Source organism: Shinella sp. WSJ-2, from assembly GCF_003432075.1.
Taxonomy (GTDB): domain Bacteria; phylum Pseudomonadota; class Alphaproteobacteria; order Rhizobiales; family Rhizobiaceae; genus Shinella.
Genome location: NZ_QWBU01000023.1, coordinates 24,595 through 38,223, shown reverse-complemented (window position 1 = coordinate 38,223; position 13,629 = coordinate 24,595). Strand labels below are relative to the sequence as shown.

Below are 13,629 nucleotides of genomic sequence, written 5' to 3'. Positions count from 1 at the left end.
TGGCGGTTGCAAGGGAAGAGACCTTCGGCCCTGTCGCGCCGCTGTTCCGGTTCAAGGACGAGGACGATGTGATCGCGCAGGCGAACGACACGGAGTTCGGGCTTGCCTCGTATTTCTATGCCAAGGAGCTGTCGCGGGTGTTCCGCGTGGCCGAAGCGCTGGAATACGGCATGGTGGGCGTCAACACCGGCCTGATCTCCACGGCGGAGGCGCCGTTCGGCGGCGTCAAACTCTCCGGCCTCGGCCGCGAGGGCTCGCGCTACGGCATCGAGGAGTTCACCGAGATCAAATATGTCTGCCTCGGCGGTATTGCGTGAAGGAAAGAAAATGAGCCATCCCCGTTTTGCCAGCTTCACCAAAGACAAGCGCCACGCCTATGGCCTGATCACCGAGACCGGCGTGATCGATCTATCGGCCCGCTTCGGCGCCCGCTATCCGACGCTTCGGGAGGTCGTCGAGGCCAATGCCTTCGACGAGCTTCTCGAGGCCGTCGCCGGCCACCAGCCGGATTTCCCGCTCTCCGAGATCACCTACGAAATCCCGATCCCGGCACCGGAAAAGATCATCTGTGTCGGCGTGAATTTCCCGGATCGTAACGAGGAATATAAGGATGGCCAGGCGGCGCCCGCCAATCCGTCGCTCTTCATCCGCTTCCCGCGCTCCTTCACCGGCCACGACCGGCCGCTGATCCGCCCGCCGGAAAGCCCGCAGCTCGACTATGAGGGCGAGGTCACCATCGTCATCGGCAAGGGCGGCCGCCGCATCGCCGAGGCAGACGCGCTCGATCACATCGCAGCACTCACCCTCTGCAACGAGGGCACGATCCGCGACTGGGTGCGGCATGCAAAATTCAACGTCACCCAGGGCAAGAATTTCGACGCCACCGGCTCCATCGGCCCCTGGCTGGTGCCCTACAGGGACGAAAGCCAGCTTGCCGACATCAAGCTCGAAACCCGCGTCAATGGCGAGGTCCGCCAGCACGATCGCACGAGCCGGATGATCTTCTCCTTCCGCAAGATCATCAACTACATCTCGACGTTTACGACTCTGGTGCCGGGTGACGTCATCGTCTGCGGCACGCCGACGGGCGCCGGCGCCCGCTTCGACCCGCCGATCTGGCTGAAGCCGGGCGACGTGGTAGAAGTGGAGGCCGAGGGCATCGGCCTTCTGCGCAACACCATCGCCGACGAGGTTTTCTGATCATGATGACGCAAGACGAGATCCGCGCCGCCGCGCAGAGCCTCGACGAGGCCGAACGCACGCGCGTCCAGACGGGCCTGCTCTCGCTGAAGCACCCCGGCATCACCATGGACGATGCCTATGCGATCCAGGGCGCCTGGGTGAAGAAGAAGATCGCCGACGGCCGCAAGGTCATCGGCTGGAAGATCGGCCTCACCTCCAAGGCCATGCAATATGCCTTGAATATCGACATTCCCGATTCCGGCGTGCTGTTCGACGATATGGTCTTCGAGGACGGCGCCACGGTACCGGCCGACCGCTTCATCCAGCCGCGCGTCGAGGCGGAAATCGCCTTCGTCATGAAGGCGCCGCTGAAAGGCCCTGGCGTGACGGCCTTCGACGTGCTGAACGCCACGGACTACGTGACGCCGGCGCTCGAAATCCTCGACACGCGTATCCTGCGCGTCGATCCAGAGACGAAGAAGGCGCGTGGCATCTGCGACACGATCTCCGACAATGCCGCCAATGCCGGCATCGTCACCGGCGGCCGCGCGGTGCGTCCCGATCAGATCGACATGCGCTGGATGGGCGCCATCGTCAGCCGCAATGCGGAAGTCGAGGAAACCGGCCTTGGCGCCGGGGTGCTCAACCAGCCTGCCCGCGGTGTCGCCTGGCTTGCCAACCGTCTCGCGCAGTATGGCGACGGCATTGAGGCGGGGCAGATCGTGCTCGCCGGCTCGTTCATTCGCCCCGTCGAGGCCCGTCATGGCGATACGATCATTGGCGATTTCGGTCCCTACGGCACGGTCAGCCTGTTCTTCGCATAGGAGTTTTTGATGCCCGCCCCGAAAAACCGCTTCAAGCAGGCGCTGAAGGAAGGCCGTCCGCAGATCGGCCTCTGGCAGGCGCTCGCCAATCCCTACACGGTGGAGATCTGCGCTGAGGCGGGCTACGACTGGCTGCTGCTCGACGCCGAACATGCGCCGAACGACGTGCCGCTGCTCGTCTCGCAGCTCCAGGCGATGAAGGGCTCTTCCAGCCACGCCGTCATCCGCCCGCCGATCGGCGAGACCTGGATCGTCAAGCAATTGCTCGATATCGGCGCGCAGACGCTGCTGATCCCGATGGTCGATAGCAAAGCGATGGCGAAGACGATGGTGAAGGCCGTGCGCTACCCGCCGCATGGCGTGCGCGGCGTCGGTGCAGCACTCGCCCGAGCCTCCGCTTTCAACCGCACGGTGGATTATCTCCAGACAGCCAATGACGAGGTCTGCCTGCTTTTACAGGTCGAAAGCCGCGCTGGCCTCGAAGCGCTCGATGACATCGCCGGCACCGAGGGCGTCGACGGCGTCTTTATCGGCCCGGCCGACCTCGCCGCCGACATGGGTTTCCTCGGAAAACCCGGCGCGCCGGAGGTGCAGGCCGCGGTGGAGAAGGCGCTGAAGAATATCCAGTCCCATGGCAAGGCGGCCGGCATCCTGATCGGCGATCTCGGCCTCGCCAAGCGCTACCTCGAACTCGGCGCCACCTTCGTCGCCATCGGCAACGACGTGACGCTGCTCGCCAATGCGACGACGAAACTGCTGAAAGACTTCAAGGCCGCCGAGCCGGCCGAAGCGCCAACTGGCGCAAAGGTCTACTGAACCAAAGGCGGCCCCAGCGGGCCGCCTTTTTGTTTACAAGGGCCGCGCTCCCGGCGGCGACCGGGTGCAGCCCTGGACAAAAGAATGTGCAGAACCGGACGCGACGCGGTTGCCCCGGCACTGCATGATCAATCCGGAAAAGGGAGGAAACCATGCGTTTTGACAACAAGGTTGCCATCGTCACGGGCGGCGGCACGGGTATCGGTGCTGCGGTCGCGCGGCGCATCGCCGCCGAGGGCGGCAAGGTGGCGCTGGTCGGGCGGCGGCCGGAGCCGCTGCAGGCCGTCGCCGAGGAGATCGGCGCGGCCGTCTTTGCGGCGGACGCGGCCGATACCGCCAGCATGAAGGCCGCCGTCACGGCAACGGCGGAGAAATTCGGCGGTATCGATATCCTCATCGCCAACGCCGGCGGCCATGGCATGGGGCCGACCGTCTCGATGAGCGACGAGACCTGGGCGCTCGCCACGCGGCTCAACCTCAACACGGCCTTCGTCTCGGCGCGCGAGACGCTGCCGCACCTGATGCGCTCCAAGGGCAACATCGTCGTTCTGTCGTCGATCGCGGGCCTGTTCGCCGGGCCGGATGCCGCCGGCTACGTCACCATGAAGCACGCCTGCATCGGGCTCGCGAAATCGCTGGCGCGCGACTACGGCCGCTTCGGGGTGCGTACCAACACCATCTGCCCCGGCTGGGTCTCGACGCCGATGGCCGACGAGGAGATGCAGATGGTCATCGAGAAATTCAATCTGAGCTCGGTCGCCGAAGCCTACGCGCTCGTCACGAAGGACGTGCCGCTGGGCCGGCCGGCAACGCCGGAGGAGGTCGCCAATGCCGTCTGCTTTCTGGCCTCAGGCGAAGCCGCGATGATCAACGGCGCCATCCTGACCGTGGACGGCGGCGCCACCACCGTCGACCTGCCGACGTTGGCCCTTGTCGATTAAGGAGGAATTTCAATGGCTCAACAGAACCCCAAGGACTGGAAGACCTATGACCAGTTCGCCTATGGCATCGACACCAACCGCCTGCCTTTGACCGAAGCTCTGGCCGGCACGAAACACATCGTGCATTTCGACGACGGCCGCGAACTCGCCCTCGATTTCACCACGGACAACGTGATCTGGAAGGATGCCTCCGGTTCGGGCACCGATGGCGTCGAGGTAGTCGAGGTCGCGCCCGACACCTATTTCGTCGAGATCGCTTTCGCTGGAAAACCGCTCGAGGCCGAGACCATCATCCTCAACCTCGCCTCCCGCCGCGCGCTGTCGATCCTGTCGATCGTGCGCTCCAAGGAGGAGACGGTGGGCGAACCGCAGGTCGGCCAGATTTTCCGGCTAGGCGTGATTGCCGGCGGTGAAGCCAGCGGCATGGTGCCGGAGGAGACGCGCGACCTTATCGGTCTGCGCGCCCATTTCACATACAGCCCCAACCATGTCTATGAGCACACCTACCTGTCCTCCAAGCGGTATGCCTGGCAGTGCCTGGTCGGCGTCCAGCGCGGCCACGGCGACGTGGACCTTGCCACCACCTACAAATTCGCCGAGGGGCAGTACATCTTCACCTTCCGCGAATTCAAGATTCCGGTCGCCTCGACCTTCTTCTACAACTTCGCCGACATGCGCTCGACGGGCAAGTTCCTCGGCATCAACGGTAAGGGCGCGATCCAGAACAGCAATGCCGGCGCCTTCATCCGCAAGGCCTCCGTGACCTTCTACCAACCCGGCGAGGCACCCGTCTGATGCGTACCGCTTACGAGATCGTCGAAGCCCATTACGACGCCAATGCCCGCCGCGACATGGCCGGCATGCTCGCCGATATCGCCGAGGATTGCCGCTGGACGGAGATGGACGGCTTTCCCTGCGCCGGCACCTATGTCGGCCCCGATGCCATCGTGCAGAACGTCTTCGCAGCGCTGGGCGCGGCCTGGGATGGCTACACCTTCACGCTGGAGCGCCTTCTCGATGCCGGTAACGACGTGGTCGCCATCGGCACTTACACGGCCACTTACAAGGCGACCGGGAAAGCGATGAATGTGCGCGTCGTGCATGTCTGGGGTGTGGCGGACGACAAGATCCGCCGGTTCGAGCAGTTCACCGATACGCTGCGCGTCGCCGAGGCGATGCAGATCTGAGCCACAGACGGAGGCGGCGGATCACTCCGCCGCCTCCCGCCATTGCGACGGTGTGCGGTCGTAGCGCTGGCGAAAAAGCCGCGAAAAATGCGCGCTGGAGGAAAAGCCGAACTCGAAGGCGACTTCGGCGATGGAGCCGGGGCGGACCGGACGGTTGCGCAGCGCCTCGGCCGCCGTCTGAAGGCGTTGCTCCCAGATGAAATCGGCCGGCGTCTGCCCTTGCGCCTCAAAAGCCCGATAGACATAGCGCACCGAACAGCCCATGCGCCGCGCGATATCCGCCGCGTCGAGATCGGTCCGCTGGATATTGTCCGCCACGTAAGCCTTGATGCGATCGAACAGCAAAGCCAACGGCGGCGCATCGGCCGGATGGTCGGCCAGCGAGCAATCGGTGATTATGGTGCGCGTCAGGTCCGCCATCGCCCGGCCGAGGCTTTCGCGGCCGGCGGCATCGAGCCGGTCCATCTCGACCACAGCCCCCTGCATCATCGACAGCAGGATGTTTTGCAGCCCGCCGGGCGCAAGCGGCACTGCCATCGGCCGGCGCAGGCGTCCGACCACCGCACGCGGCAGCGTCTCGCGCGGCACCTGAAACATCAGCACCTCGACGGGCATGGGGTTTTCGAGCCGGTAGCTGTAGGCGGGATCGTAGATCACCAGGGCCTGCGAACCGACGGTCAGATCGCAGCCGCCCTGGTGGAAGACGGAGCGGCCGTGCGGCTGAATGATCAGCTTGATCATATCCGGCCGGTTGCCGTCCGACAGCACGCGGCTGCCATCGACCAGATGCGCCTCCGCATTCAGCCGCGTCAGCCGGCACTGGCCGAGTTTGGCCGAGATGATGCGGCTCGCCCGCTCCCGCCCCTCGGAAAAATGCAGCCGCACGGAGCCGAACAGCCGGCGGGCGACGAAGCGTACATCCGTGCCGGTTGCGGCTTCGAGCGGTGAAAGCGTGCCCATGGCTCACGCCGCCAGATAGGCGCCGTGCAGGATATCCGGCTGCTGGCGCAGGGTTTGCGAGGATCCGTCGAAGACGATGCGGCCGCGCTCCATCACCAGCGCATGGCTGGCAAGACCGAGCGCCAGATTGGCGAACTGCTCGATGAGCAGCACGCCGATGCCGTCCCGGGCGGCAAGCGTGAGCGCCTCCGCCAGCCGCTTGACGATGGCGGGCGCAAGACCGAGCGAAAGTTCGTCGACGATCATGAAGCGCGGTTTTGCCAGAAAGGCCTGCGCCATCGCCACCATCTGCTTCTGGCCGCCCGAAAGGTCGCCGGCAAGCTGGTGGCGGCGGGCTTCGAGTTCCGGAAAGATGGCGAAAGCCCGCGCCAGCCCATCGCGCCGCGCGGCGGCACCCTGCTCAAGCACGGAAACGAGCAGATTGTCCTCCACGCTCATCTGACCAAGCACACGGTGCCCTTCCGGCACCATGGCCACGCCGCGCCGGCGCACCGCATCGGGCGAAAGCCCCGTCAGCCTGAGGTCGCCGAGCGAGACGCTGCCCGATGCCGTGGGAATGGCGCCGGAAAGCGCCATGACGGTGCTGGATTTGCCGGCACCGTTCGCGCCGAGAAGGGTGATGATCGCGCCCGGCTGGAGCGCGAAGGAAATGCCGTGCAGCACACGCTTGCCGCCGCGCTCGACGACGAGATTGTCGACGGTGATGGTGTCCTTGCTCATCACAGTTCTCCCAGATAGGCGCGGCGGACATCGGGATCGGCGAGCACCGTTTCGGTGCGGCCGAGCGCCAGGCGCTTGCCATAGTCGAGCACCAGCGTTTCCGCGCAAATGGCGCGGATGAGCTCCACGTCGTGATCGATGACGACGACCTGCGCGCCAAAAGCATCGGGAATGGCGAGCACAAGGTCGCGCAGCCGCGCGCCCTCCTCGTCCGTCAGGCCGGCGGCGGGTTCGTCGAGCAGGATCAGGCGCGGCGTGCCGATCAGGCATTTGCCGAGCTCGACCAGTCGCCGCTCGAAGAGGTTCAGCCGAGCGCCGAGGCGGTGGGCGACGCTGCCGAGACCGACGAAATCGAGCGCACGATCCGTCGTGCGGCTGCGCTCGCCCACGGAGGCGACATTGTCGGCAAGCGCCGCGAGATTGTCGCGGGCAGTCAGGTCTTCCACCACCTGCTCCGTCTGGAAGGAGCGGCGCAGGCCGGCCCGTACCCGTTGCAGCGGCGAGAGCGGCAAGAGCGAGCGGCCATCCAGCCTGATCGCGCCCTCGACGGGACGCACGAAGCCGGAGAGCACGTTGAGCAGCGTCGTCTTGCCGGCACCGTTCGGGCCGATGAGGCCGGAGACGGGTGCGCTCAGCATGGCGGTCAGCTGGTCGATCGGCTTGATGCCGCCGAAACGGACCGAGAGCGTTTCGATTTCGATCATCGCTCCCCTCCCCTGGTGAAGCGTGCAAGGAGATTGGCGATCTGGCCGGCAATGCCGGTCGGGGCCGTGGCCAGCGCATGGAACAGCGCGACGCCGAAAATGCCGATGGTGACATAACCATCGATGCCGAGATCGGTGAGCAGGGCCGGCAGCGCGCGCAGCAGAAGGCCGGCGATGACGGCGCCGTACCAGTGGAAAGCGCCACCAACGGTCGCCAATGCAAAGAGGTTGAGGCTCTCGAAGGCGGAGAAGGCGCGGCCTTCCAGCTGACCGACATTGCCGGCAAGAAGCCCGCCCGCGATGCCCGCGAGGAAACCCGAAAGCGCGAAGGCCCAGGCCTTGTAGGCGAGCACATTGACGCCGGAGGCGATCGCCACCGTCTCGCCCTTGCGGATCAGCGCCCAGGCGCGGCCCGGCCGGGTGATCTTGTGCGCCTGCACCAGCATCAGGCCGAGCGTGGCGATGACGGCGCAATAGAGGAAATACGGCACCGCCTCGGTTGCGAGCGCCGGGCGCGCCAGCATGGAGCGGCCCACCCCATCGGCACGGCCGAGGAAACCGGGACCGCCATCGGGAAAGCCCCAGGCGGAAATGACGATCTGGAAGGCACCGGCCAGCATCAGCGTCACCAGCGCGAGATAGAGGCCGCGCAGGCGCAGCGCCGGCACGCCGAACAGCAGGCCGAGCAGCGCCGCGACCACGCCGCCGGCAAGCAGGCTCACCTCGAAGGGCGGCTGCAAACCATGGCCGATCCGCAGCGTCACCCAGCCGCCGACGCCGACCAGCGCGAACTGGCAGAGCGAGACGAGACCGAGCTGGCCATAGAGCACGGCGACACCGGCGACGGAGAGCGACAGCGCCATGGCCGAGGTCAGCGCCGACAGCCAGAAAGCATTGGCGAAAAGCGCGATGGCGGCGGAAAAGATCGCCATGGCAAGCGCTACGGCAAGCAGTGGGCGCGGCTTTCGAACGGTCGCTTCCGGGGCAAGCGGTACGGCGGCCGGGACAAGGGTTCTCTGGGTGTTCATCGGTCCCTCATCGAGGCACGGGAGGTGCTGCCGAGGATCGTCACGGTGATGAGCGCGATGACGAAGGGGGCGGCGGCACGATAGGGCGAGATCAGCGTGATCGGCGTCAGCACGGCTTCGGCAAGGCCGATGCCGACACCGGCGATCGCGGTGATGTAAAGCGAGCGGAGCTGGCCGAGGATCGCGGCGGCGATGGCCGGGATGACGACGAAGGTCAGGAACGTGCCCTGCAGGCGCACGAGATCGGCAAGCAGCAGGCCGGCGAGGCCCGAGAACAGGCCGGTGATGACCCAGGCCGCCGTCTCCGTGTGCAGCACGCGCACGCCGAGAATGGCGGAGAGGTCGCGGTCATTGGCAAGCGCACGCATGTCGAGGCCGAGACGGGTGCGGTTCAAAAGCAGCGTGATGGCGCCGACCATGGCAAGCGACAGGACAAACGCGATCAGCCGCGTGAAGGTCAGCCGCACGCCGAAGACGGTGAGATACATCTGGTCGGTCGGGAATTGCAGGCGGCGCGGCAGCTCGCCCCAGATGACGCCCATGGCGGCGATCAGCACCAGCGCGGGCGCGAGCGTGCCGACGGCGCGCACGACGATGTCGCGGTGGGAGAGCAGCGGCGCGAAAAGGCGACCGTAGAGGAAACTCACCAAGGTCGAGGTGAGCACGCCGAAGAGAATGGCCAGCGCCAGCGGCCAGTTCCATTGCAGGACCTGCCAGGCGACATGGGCGCCGAGCGCACCGAAGGCTCCGAAGGCGAAATTGAGAACGCCGGTCGAGCGGTAGAGAATGACGAGACCGACGCCGGACAGCGCGTAGACAGCGCCGATCCCGAGGCCGGAAATCAGGAATGGCAGGAGAGACATGAGGCCCTCGATCATGCGGGAAAGGAGACCCTGCGGGACACGATGCCCGCAGGGTCGATCGATCACTTCAGGCTGGCTTCGAAGGTGCGCACATCCTTCAGCTCCGGATCCGGCGACGGAGCGCAATCGGAGACGACCTTCCACTTGCCGCCTTCGCTGATTGCCATGCGCGTTGTCGAATTGGCATTGTGGCGCGGCTGTCCCTCGCCGAAATACCAGGGCGCGCAGAAGATATCGCTCTTGAAGTCCTTGACCCCGCGCACCGCGGCAGAAACGGTCTCGCGGGTGATGTTGGCGCTGTCGAGGGTCATCAGGGCCTTTTCGGCGATGCGCGCAGCGAGATAACCGGCCTGGGCGAAGGTGTCGCGCGGATCGGATTCCTGTCCGTATTCGTCCATCACGGCAAGCCAGTTGGCGTTGTCCGGCGTCTGGGCTTCGAGATCGTTGAATTCCATATTGACGTAGAACTTCCCGTCCCAGCCGGCGCCGAGCGTTTCCGGCACGGAGAGGTCATAGGCGGACGCGGCCGAAAGGAACTTGATCTGTTCGTTCAGACCCTGCTCCTCGGCAGCGACGAGAAGAGGAATGGCGACGCCCTTGGACATGCCGAGCACGATGACGTCAGGCTTGCTGGCGGCGGCCTGCAGCATGATCGACGTGGCATCCGCACTGCCCGGATCCATCAGGATCGTCTCGGCGGCAAAGCCCTTTTCCTTGGCGAGCAGCATCACGCCGTCGCAGGACCAGGTGCCGACATTTGGAATGTTCGGGCCGATGCAGACGACCGACTTGGCCGCGAGCTTGTCGAGCGCATAACCCATGGCGCCGAGCATGGAGACACGCGGGCCGGCATTGGTCGGCGCATAGTTTTCCGCAAAGAAGCATTCACGCGGCACGCCGACGCCGGCCACGACATAGATGCCGCTCTTCTTGTAGTAATCGGCGTTCGCGCCGCACTCGACATAGCTCGAATTGCCGACCATCAGCACGGCCTTCTCGTCATCGACGAGCTTTGCCGCAAGCTGGGCCGCCTTTTCCGGATCCCACTGGTCGTCCTCGACGAGATATTTCACCGGGCGGCCCTTGATGCCGCCATTGGCGTTAAGGCAATCGAAGTAAGCCTTGGCCGCCTTGGTCGAGTTCGAAAAGTCGTCCGGCCCGGTCTTGCCGGTGATCGCGCCGATGACGATCGGCTCGCCGGTCGCGGCCGTGCCCGTACCCTCGCCGCAGGATGCGGCCGCATGTGCGCCTGCCGCACCGGCGAGGCTGAACGCCAGGCCGACCAGCAGTCCCTTCAACACTTTCATCATGGTTTCCTCCTCCTTGGCTTTTGACCGGCCGGCGCTCCTCCGCGCCGGCCGTTTTTCAGCGTGCCGTCATGAAGGCTGCGGCGCGGGCGCCGATCATCATGCAGGGCGCATTGGTGTTGCCGGAGACGAGCGTCGGCATGACCGAGGCATCGGCGATGCGCAGGCCCTCGACGCCGCGCACCTTCAACTCCGGCGTCACGACGGCCATTGGGTCGTCGTCGCGGCCCATCTTCGCCGTACCGGCCGGATGGAACACGGTTTTCGCGCTCTGGCGGATATAGTCCTCAAGGGCCTTCGCATCGTTTTCGACGCCCGGGCGCGGCAGCACGCGGCGCTTGACGATCGCCTGCATCGACGGCGTATCGAGAATTCGGATCGCCGCCTTGACGCCGCGCACCAGCGTTTCGACGTCCTCGCGGTCGGAGAGCACATTGGCGTTGAAATCGACCTTCGCCGCGGGATCGGCGGCGGTGATGCGGATCGAGCCGCGCGAGCGCGGCCGCAGGTAGCAGGGGCCGATGGAAAAGCCATGGCCCGGTTCCGGTTCGCGATCGACGAAGCCGATCAGCACCGGCAGCACATGGAACTGCACATCCGGCTGTCCGACGCCCAGCGTATCGACGAAACCGCCGCATTCCACCACATTCGAGGTCAGGAGCCCCTGCTTCGACGTGAGATAACGCAGCATGTGGCCGACGGCCTTCAGGCCCGTATCATGACCGAGAATGGAGATCGGCTCATGCGTTTCGGCCTGAACCGGCACTTCCATATGGTCCTGGTAGTTCTCGCCGACGCCCGGCAGGTCCGCCACGATATCGATGCCGAGTGAGGCGAGATGTTTGCCGTTGCCGATGCCGGAGAGCTGCAACAGCCGCGGCGTCGCGATGGCGCCGGCGGCAAGCACGATCTCGCGGTTCGCGCGATAGACCATGCCGTCGGCAAGCTCGACGCCGACAGCCTTGCGGCCTTCAAATAGCACGCGCGACACCTTGCGCTCGGTCAGCACGGTCACATTGGGCCGCTTTTCTGCCTCGCGCAGGAAGGCCATGGCCGAACTCCAGCGACGGCCGTTTTTTGTGGTGCTCTGGTAGAAGCCGACGCCTTCCTGGTCCGCGCCGTTGAAATCGGCATTCGGCTTCAGGCCGGATTCGACGGCCGCCTTGACGAAGGCTTCCGACAGGGGATGGCGGTAGCGGGGATTGGAGACGGTGAGGGTACCGTCCTGCCCGTGATACTGCCCGTTGAAGGTCTGGTTGTTCTCCAGCGCCTTGAAGACCGGCAGCACCTCGTCATAGGACCAGCCGCGGCAGCCCATCTGCGACCAGGTATCGTAGTCGTTGCGATGGCCGCGAATGTAGATCATCGCATTGAGCGACGAGCCGCCGCCCAGCACATTGCCCTGAGGAACGATCGAGGGACGGCCGTTGAGGCCCGGCTGCGGATCGGAGGCATAGGGATGGATATCGATCCCCTTGCCGAGCACCTTGAAGAAGGTTGCGGGGATATGGATCCACGGATCCTTGTCGCGCCGGCCGGATTCGATCAGCAGCACCCGGTTCGCGGGATTTTCCGAAAGACGGTTGACGACGACGCACCCGGCCGAGCCGCCACCGACAACGATGTAATCGTAGGTCGCGCTCATCAGCTCAGCACCGTCTGGATCGTGGTGAATTCCTTAAGACCATCGACACCGAACTCGACGCCGATGCCGGACTGCTTGACGCCGCCGAAGGGCGCGTTCGGCTGGATGGCACCATGCTTGTTGATCCAGACGGAGCCGCATTCGAGCTGGACGGCCACGGCACGCGCTTTCTCCGGATCGCCGGACCAGACCGAGCCGCCGAGGCCGGCGGGATTGTCGTTGGCGCGCTTAATCACCTCGTCGAGATCGCTGTAGCGGATGATCGGCAGGACGGGGCCGAACTGCTCCTCGTCCACCAGCCGCACGCCGTTGTCGACATCGGCGACCAGGGTGATCGGGTAGAAGTACCCCTCACCCTCCGGCGCCTCGCCGCCAATCAGGATGCGGCCGCCTTTCGCCTTGGCGTCCTCGACCAGCTCGCGCACCTTGTCGAACTGCATGGCATTCTGGACGGGGCCAAGAATGCTCTTCTCGTCGAGGCCGTCGCCAACGGGAATGTTCGCCGCATAGTCGGCAAGCCGCTGGCAGACGTCGTCATAGAGGCTGTCATGCACGTAAAGCCGCTTCAGCGCCGCGCAGGTCTGGCCGTTGTTGATGAAGGCGCCCCAGAACAGGCCCTCCGCGATGCGAGCCGGATCGGCGTCGGGCAGCACGATGCCGGCATCGTTGCCGCCGAGTTCCAGCGTCAGGCGCTTCAGGGTGGCGACGGCCGAGGCCATGACCTTCTTGCCCGTCTCGGTGGAGCCGGTGAAGGTCATCTTGGCGATGCCCGGATGGGCCGACAGCGCCGCACCGATGGCATTCTCGCCGGTCACGACATTGACGACGCCGGGCGGCAGGACCTCATTGATGATCTCGACCAGGCGGATGGTGGAGAGCGGCGTCAGTGGCGACGGCTTGATGACGACGGTGTTGCCGGCGCGCACGGCCGGAATGATGTGCCAGCAGGCGATCATCACCGGCCAGTTCCACGGCGTGATCGACCCCGTGACGCCGACCGGCTTGCGGTGGATTTCGACACGGCCCTCATTGTCGTCCTGTACCGTTTCGACGGGCAGGCTGAGTTCGGCGGTATGGCGTGTCCAGGCGAGCGCGCCGCCCAGCTCGAAGCGCGAGCCGAGGCCGTTGAGCGGCTTGCCCTGTTCCAGCGTCAGCAGGCGGGCAACCTCTTCGGCATTCTCGGCAAGCTTTTCCGCGATGGTGCGGCAAGCATTGGCGCGCAGCGCGTCATCCGTCTTCGACCAGGTCTCAAAAGCGGCGGCGGCAGCGGCCACCGCGCTTTCCAGATCGGCCTCGCTTGCCAGCGGCATCAGCCCGACGACCTCACCGGTCGACGGATTGCGCACCTCGGCATGGTGGGGCGTGGCGACGCGTTCGCCGCCGATGAGCAGCGTGTACTGCTTCAAAGTCATGTCCTCCCTTGACTGTCGGGAGGAGTATCGCCGGGCGGCT

15 protein-coding genes are annotated in these 13,629 nt (G+C 65.5%); 7 read left to right on the top strand and 8 right to left on the bottom strand.

Features of this window, described 5'->3' with window-relative positions; all coding sequences use genetic code 11:
- From D0Y60_RS24190 to D0Y60_RS24160, 7 genes are all read left to right on the top strand, one after another.
- The coding region (locus tag D0Y60_RS24190) for an aldehyde dehydrogenase family protein (RefSeq protein ID WP_117372228.1) at nucleotides 1-317 on the top strand (317 nt) is incomplete at its 5' end.
- A gap of 10 nt (nucleotides 318-327) precedes the next feature.
- A complete protein-coding gene (locus tag D0Y60_RS24185) occupies nucleotides 328-1,200 on the top strand; it encodes a fumarylacetoacetate hydrolase family protein (protein ID WP_117372532.1) in 873 nt (290 codons plus the stop codon).
- A gap of 2 nt (nucleotides 1,201-1,202) precedes the next feature.
- Nucleotides 1,203-2,006 (top strand): 2-oxo-hept-4-ene-1,7-dioate hydratase, encoded by an 804-nt coding sequence (gene hpaH / locus D0Y60_RS24180; RefSeq protein ID WP_117372531.1) that lies wholly within the window; start codon nucleotides 1,203-1,205, stop codon nucleotides 2,004-2,006.
- 9 nt (nucleotides 2,007-2,015) lie between these two features.
- On the top strand, nucleotides 2,016-2,822 hold the full coding sequence (gene hpaI / locus D0Y60_RS24175; RefSeq protein ID WP_117372530.1) for a 4-hydroxy-2-oxoheptanedioate aldolase: 807 nt from the start codon (nucleotides 2,016-2,018) through the stop codon (nucleotides 2,820-2,822).
- A 152-nt stretch (nucleotides 2,823-2,974) separates the two neighbouring features.
- Nucleotides 2,975-3,763: an SDR family oxidoreductase gene (locus tag D0Y60_RS24170; protein WP_117372529.1), complete on the top strand. Its 789-nt coding sequence runs from the start codon at nucleotides 2,975-2,977 to the stop codon at nucleotides 3,761-3,763.
- Between the two features lie 12 nt (nucleotides 3,764-3,775).
- On the top strand, nucleotides 3,776-4,558 hold the full coding sequence (locus D0Y60_RS24165; protein ID WP_117372528.1) for a MoaF C-terminal domain-containing protein: 783 nt from the start codon (nucleotides 3,776-3,778) through the stop codon (nucleotides 4,556-4,558).
- Entirely contained in the window at nucleotides 4,558-4,950 is a 393-nt protein-coding gene (locus D0Y60_RS24160) for a nuclear transport factor 2 family protein (protein WP_117372527.1), read from the top strand. The genes D0Y60_RS24165 and D0Y60_RS24160 overlap by 1 nt, the downstream gene beginning before the upstream one ends.
- A 21-nt stretch (nucleotides 4,951-4,971) precedes the next feature.
- On the opposite strand, the gene D0Y60_RS24155 is transcribed toward D0Y60_RS24160, so the two are convergent.
- The 8 genes from D0Y60_RS24155 to D0Y60_RS24120 all read right to left on the bottom strand — a co-directional run bounded on the left by D0Y60_RS24155 (nucleotide 4,972) and on the right by D0Y60_RS24120 (nucleotide 13,583).
- Complete coding sequence (locus D0Y60_RS24155) at nucleotides 4,972-5,910, bottom strand: helix-turn-helix domain-containing protein (RefSeq protein WP_117372526.1); 939 nt, start codon at nucleotides 5,908-5,910, stop codon at nucleotides 4,972-4,974.
- Between the two features lie 3 nt (nucleotides 5,911-5,913).
- On the bottom strand, nucleotides 5,914-6,630 hold the full coding sequence (locus tag D0Y60_RS24150) for an ABC transporter ATP-binding protein (protein ID WP_117372525.1): 717 nt from the start codon (nucleotides 6,628-6,630) through the stop codon (nucleotides 5,914-5,916).
- On the bottom strand, nucleotides 6,630-7,334 hold the full coding sequence (locus tag D0Y60_RS24145; protein WP_117372524.1) for an ATP-binding cassette domain-containing protein: 705 nt from the start codon (nucleotides 7,332-7,334) through the stop codon (nucleotides 6,630-6,632). The genes D0Y60_RS24150 and D0Y60_RS24145 overlap by 1 nt, the downstream gene beginning before the upstream one ends.
- On the bottom strand, nucleotides 7,331-8,362 hold the full coding sequence (locus tag D0Y60_RS24140) for a branched-chain amino acid ABC transporter permease (RefSeq protein ID WP_117372523.1): 1,032 nt from the start codon (nucleotides 8,360-8,362) through the stop codon (nucleotides 7,331-7,333). The genes D0Y60_RS24145 and D0Y60_RS24140 overlap by 4 nt, the downstream gene beginning before the upstream one ends.
- Complete coding sequence (locus D0Y60_RS24135; RefSeq protein ID WP_117372537.1) at nucleotides 8,359-9,225, bottom strand: branched-chain amino acid ABC transporter permease; 867 nt, start codon at nucleotides 9,223-9,225, stop codon at nucleotides 8,359-8,361. Before D0Y60_RS24135 ends, D0Y60_RS24140 begins: the two co-directional genes overlap by 4 nt.
- Nucleotides 9,226-9,287: 62 nt before the next feature.
- Complete coding sequence (locus tag D0Y60_RS24130) at nucleotides 9,288-10,532, bottom strand: ABC transporter substrate-binding protein (protein ID WP_117372536.1); 1,245 nt, start codon at nucleotides 10,530-10,532, stop codon at nucleotides 9,288-9,290.
- 58 nt (nucleotides 10,533-10,590) lie between these two features.
- Entirely contained in the window at nucleotides 10,591-12,177 is a 1,587-nt protein-coding gene (locus D0Y60_RS24125; RefSeq protein ID WP_117372522.1) for a GMC family oxidoreductase N-terminal domain-containing protein, read from the bottom strand.
- Entirely contained in the window at nucleotides 12,177-13,583 is a 1,407-nt protein-coding gene (locus tag D0Y60_RS24120; RefSeq protein WP_117372535.1) for an aldehyde dehydrogenase family protein, read from the bottom strand. Before D0Y60_RS24120 ends, D0Y60_RS24125 begins: the two co-directional genes overlap by 1 nt.
- Nucleotides 13,584-13,629 lie beyond the last annotated feature (46 nt).

What these genes read in the sequence shown, in the direction of transcription:
- D0Y60_RS24135 (WP_117372537.1), bottom strand. Translation starts at nt 9,225, where the DNA reads ATGTCTCTCCTGCCATTCCTGATTTCCGGCCTCGGGATCGGCGCTGTC.
- D0Y60_RS24140 (WP_117372523.1), bottom strand. Translation starts at nt 8,362, where the DNA reads ATGAACACCCAGAGAACCCTTGTCCCGGCCGCCGTACCGCTTGCCCCG.
- D0Y60_RS24125 (WP_117372522.1), bottom strand. Translation starts at nt 12,177, where the DNA reads ATGAGCGCGACCTACGATTACATCGTTGTCGGTGGCGGCTCGGCCGGG.
- D0Y60_RS24155 (WP_117372526.1), bottom strand. Translation starts at nt 5,910, where the DNA reads ATGGGCACGCTTTCACCGCTCGAAGCCGCAACCGGCACGGATGTACGC.
- D0Y60_RS24185 (WP_117372532.1), top strand. Translation starts at nt 328, where the DNA reads ATGAGCCATCCCCGTTTTGCCAGCTTCACCAAAGACAAGCGCCACGCC.
- D0Y60_RS24145 (WP_117372524.1), bottom strand. Translation starts at nt 7,334, where the DNA reads ATGATCGAAATCGAAACGCTCTCGGTCCGTTTCGGCGGCATCAAGCCG.
- D0Y60_RS24130 (WP_117372536.1), bottom strand. Translation starts at nt 10,532, where the DNA reads ATGAAAGTGTTGAAGGGACTGCTGGTCGGCCTGGCGTTCAGCCTCGCC.
- hpaH (WP_117372531.1), top strand. Translation starts at nt 1,203, where the DNA reads ATGATGACGCAAGACGAGATCCGCGCCGCCGCGCAGAGCCTCGACGAG.
- D0Y60_RS24165 (WP_117372528.1), top strand. Translation starts at nt 3,776, where the DNA reads ATGGCTCAACAGAACCCCAAGGACTGGAAGACCTATGACCAGTTCGCC.
- D0Y60_RS24150 (WP_117372525.1), bottom strand. Translation starts at nt 6,630, where the DNA reads ATGAGCAAGGACACCATCACCGTCGACAATCTCGTCGTCGAGCGCGGC.
- D0Y60_RS24160 (WP_117372527.1), top strand. Translation starts at nt 4,558, where the DNA reads ATGCGTACCGCTTACGAGATCGTCGAAGCCCATTACGACGCCAATGCC.
- hpaI (WP_117372530.1), top strand. Translation starts at nt 2,016, where the DNA reads ATGCCCGCCCCGAAAAACCGCTTCAAGCAGGCGCTGAAGGAAGGCCGT.
- D0Y60_RS24170 (WP_117372529.1), top strand. Translation starts at nt 2,975, where the DNA reads ATGCGTTTTGACAACAAGGTTGCCATCGTCACGGGCGGCGGCACGGGT.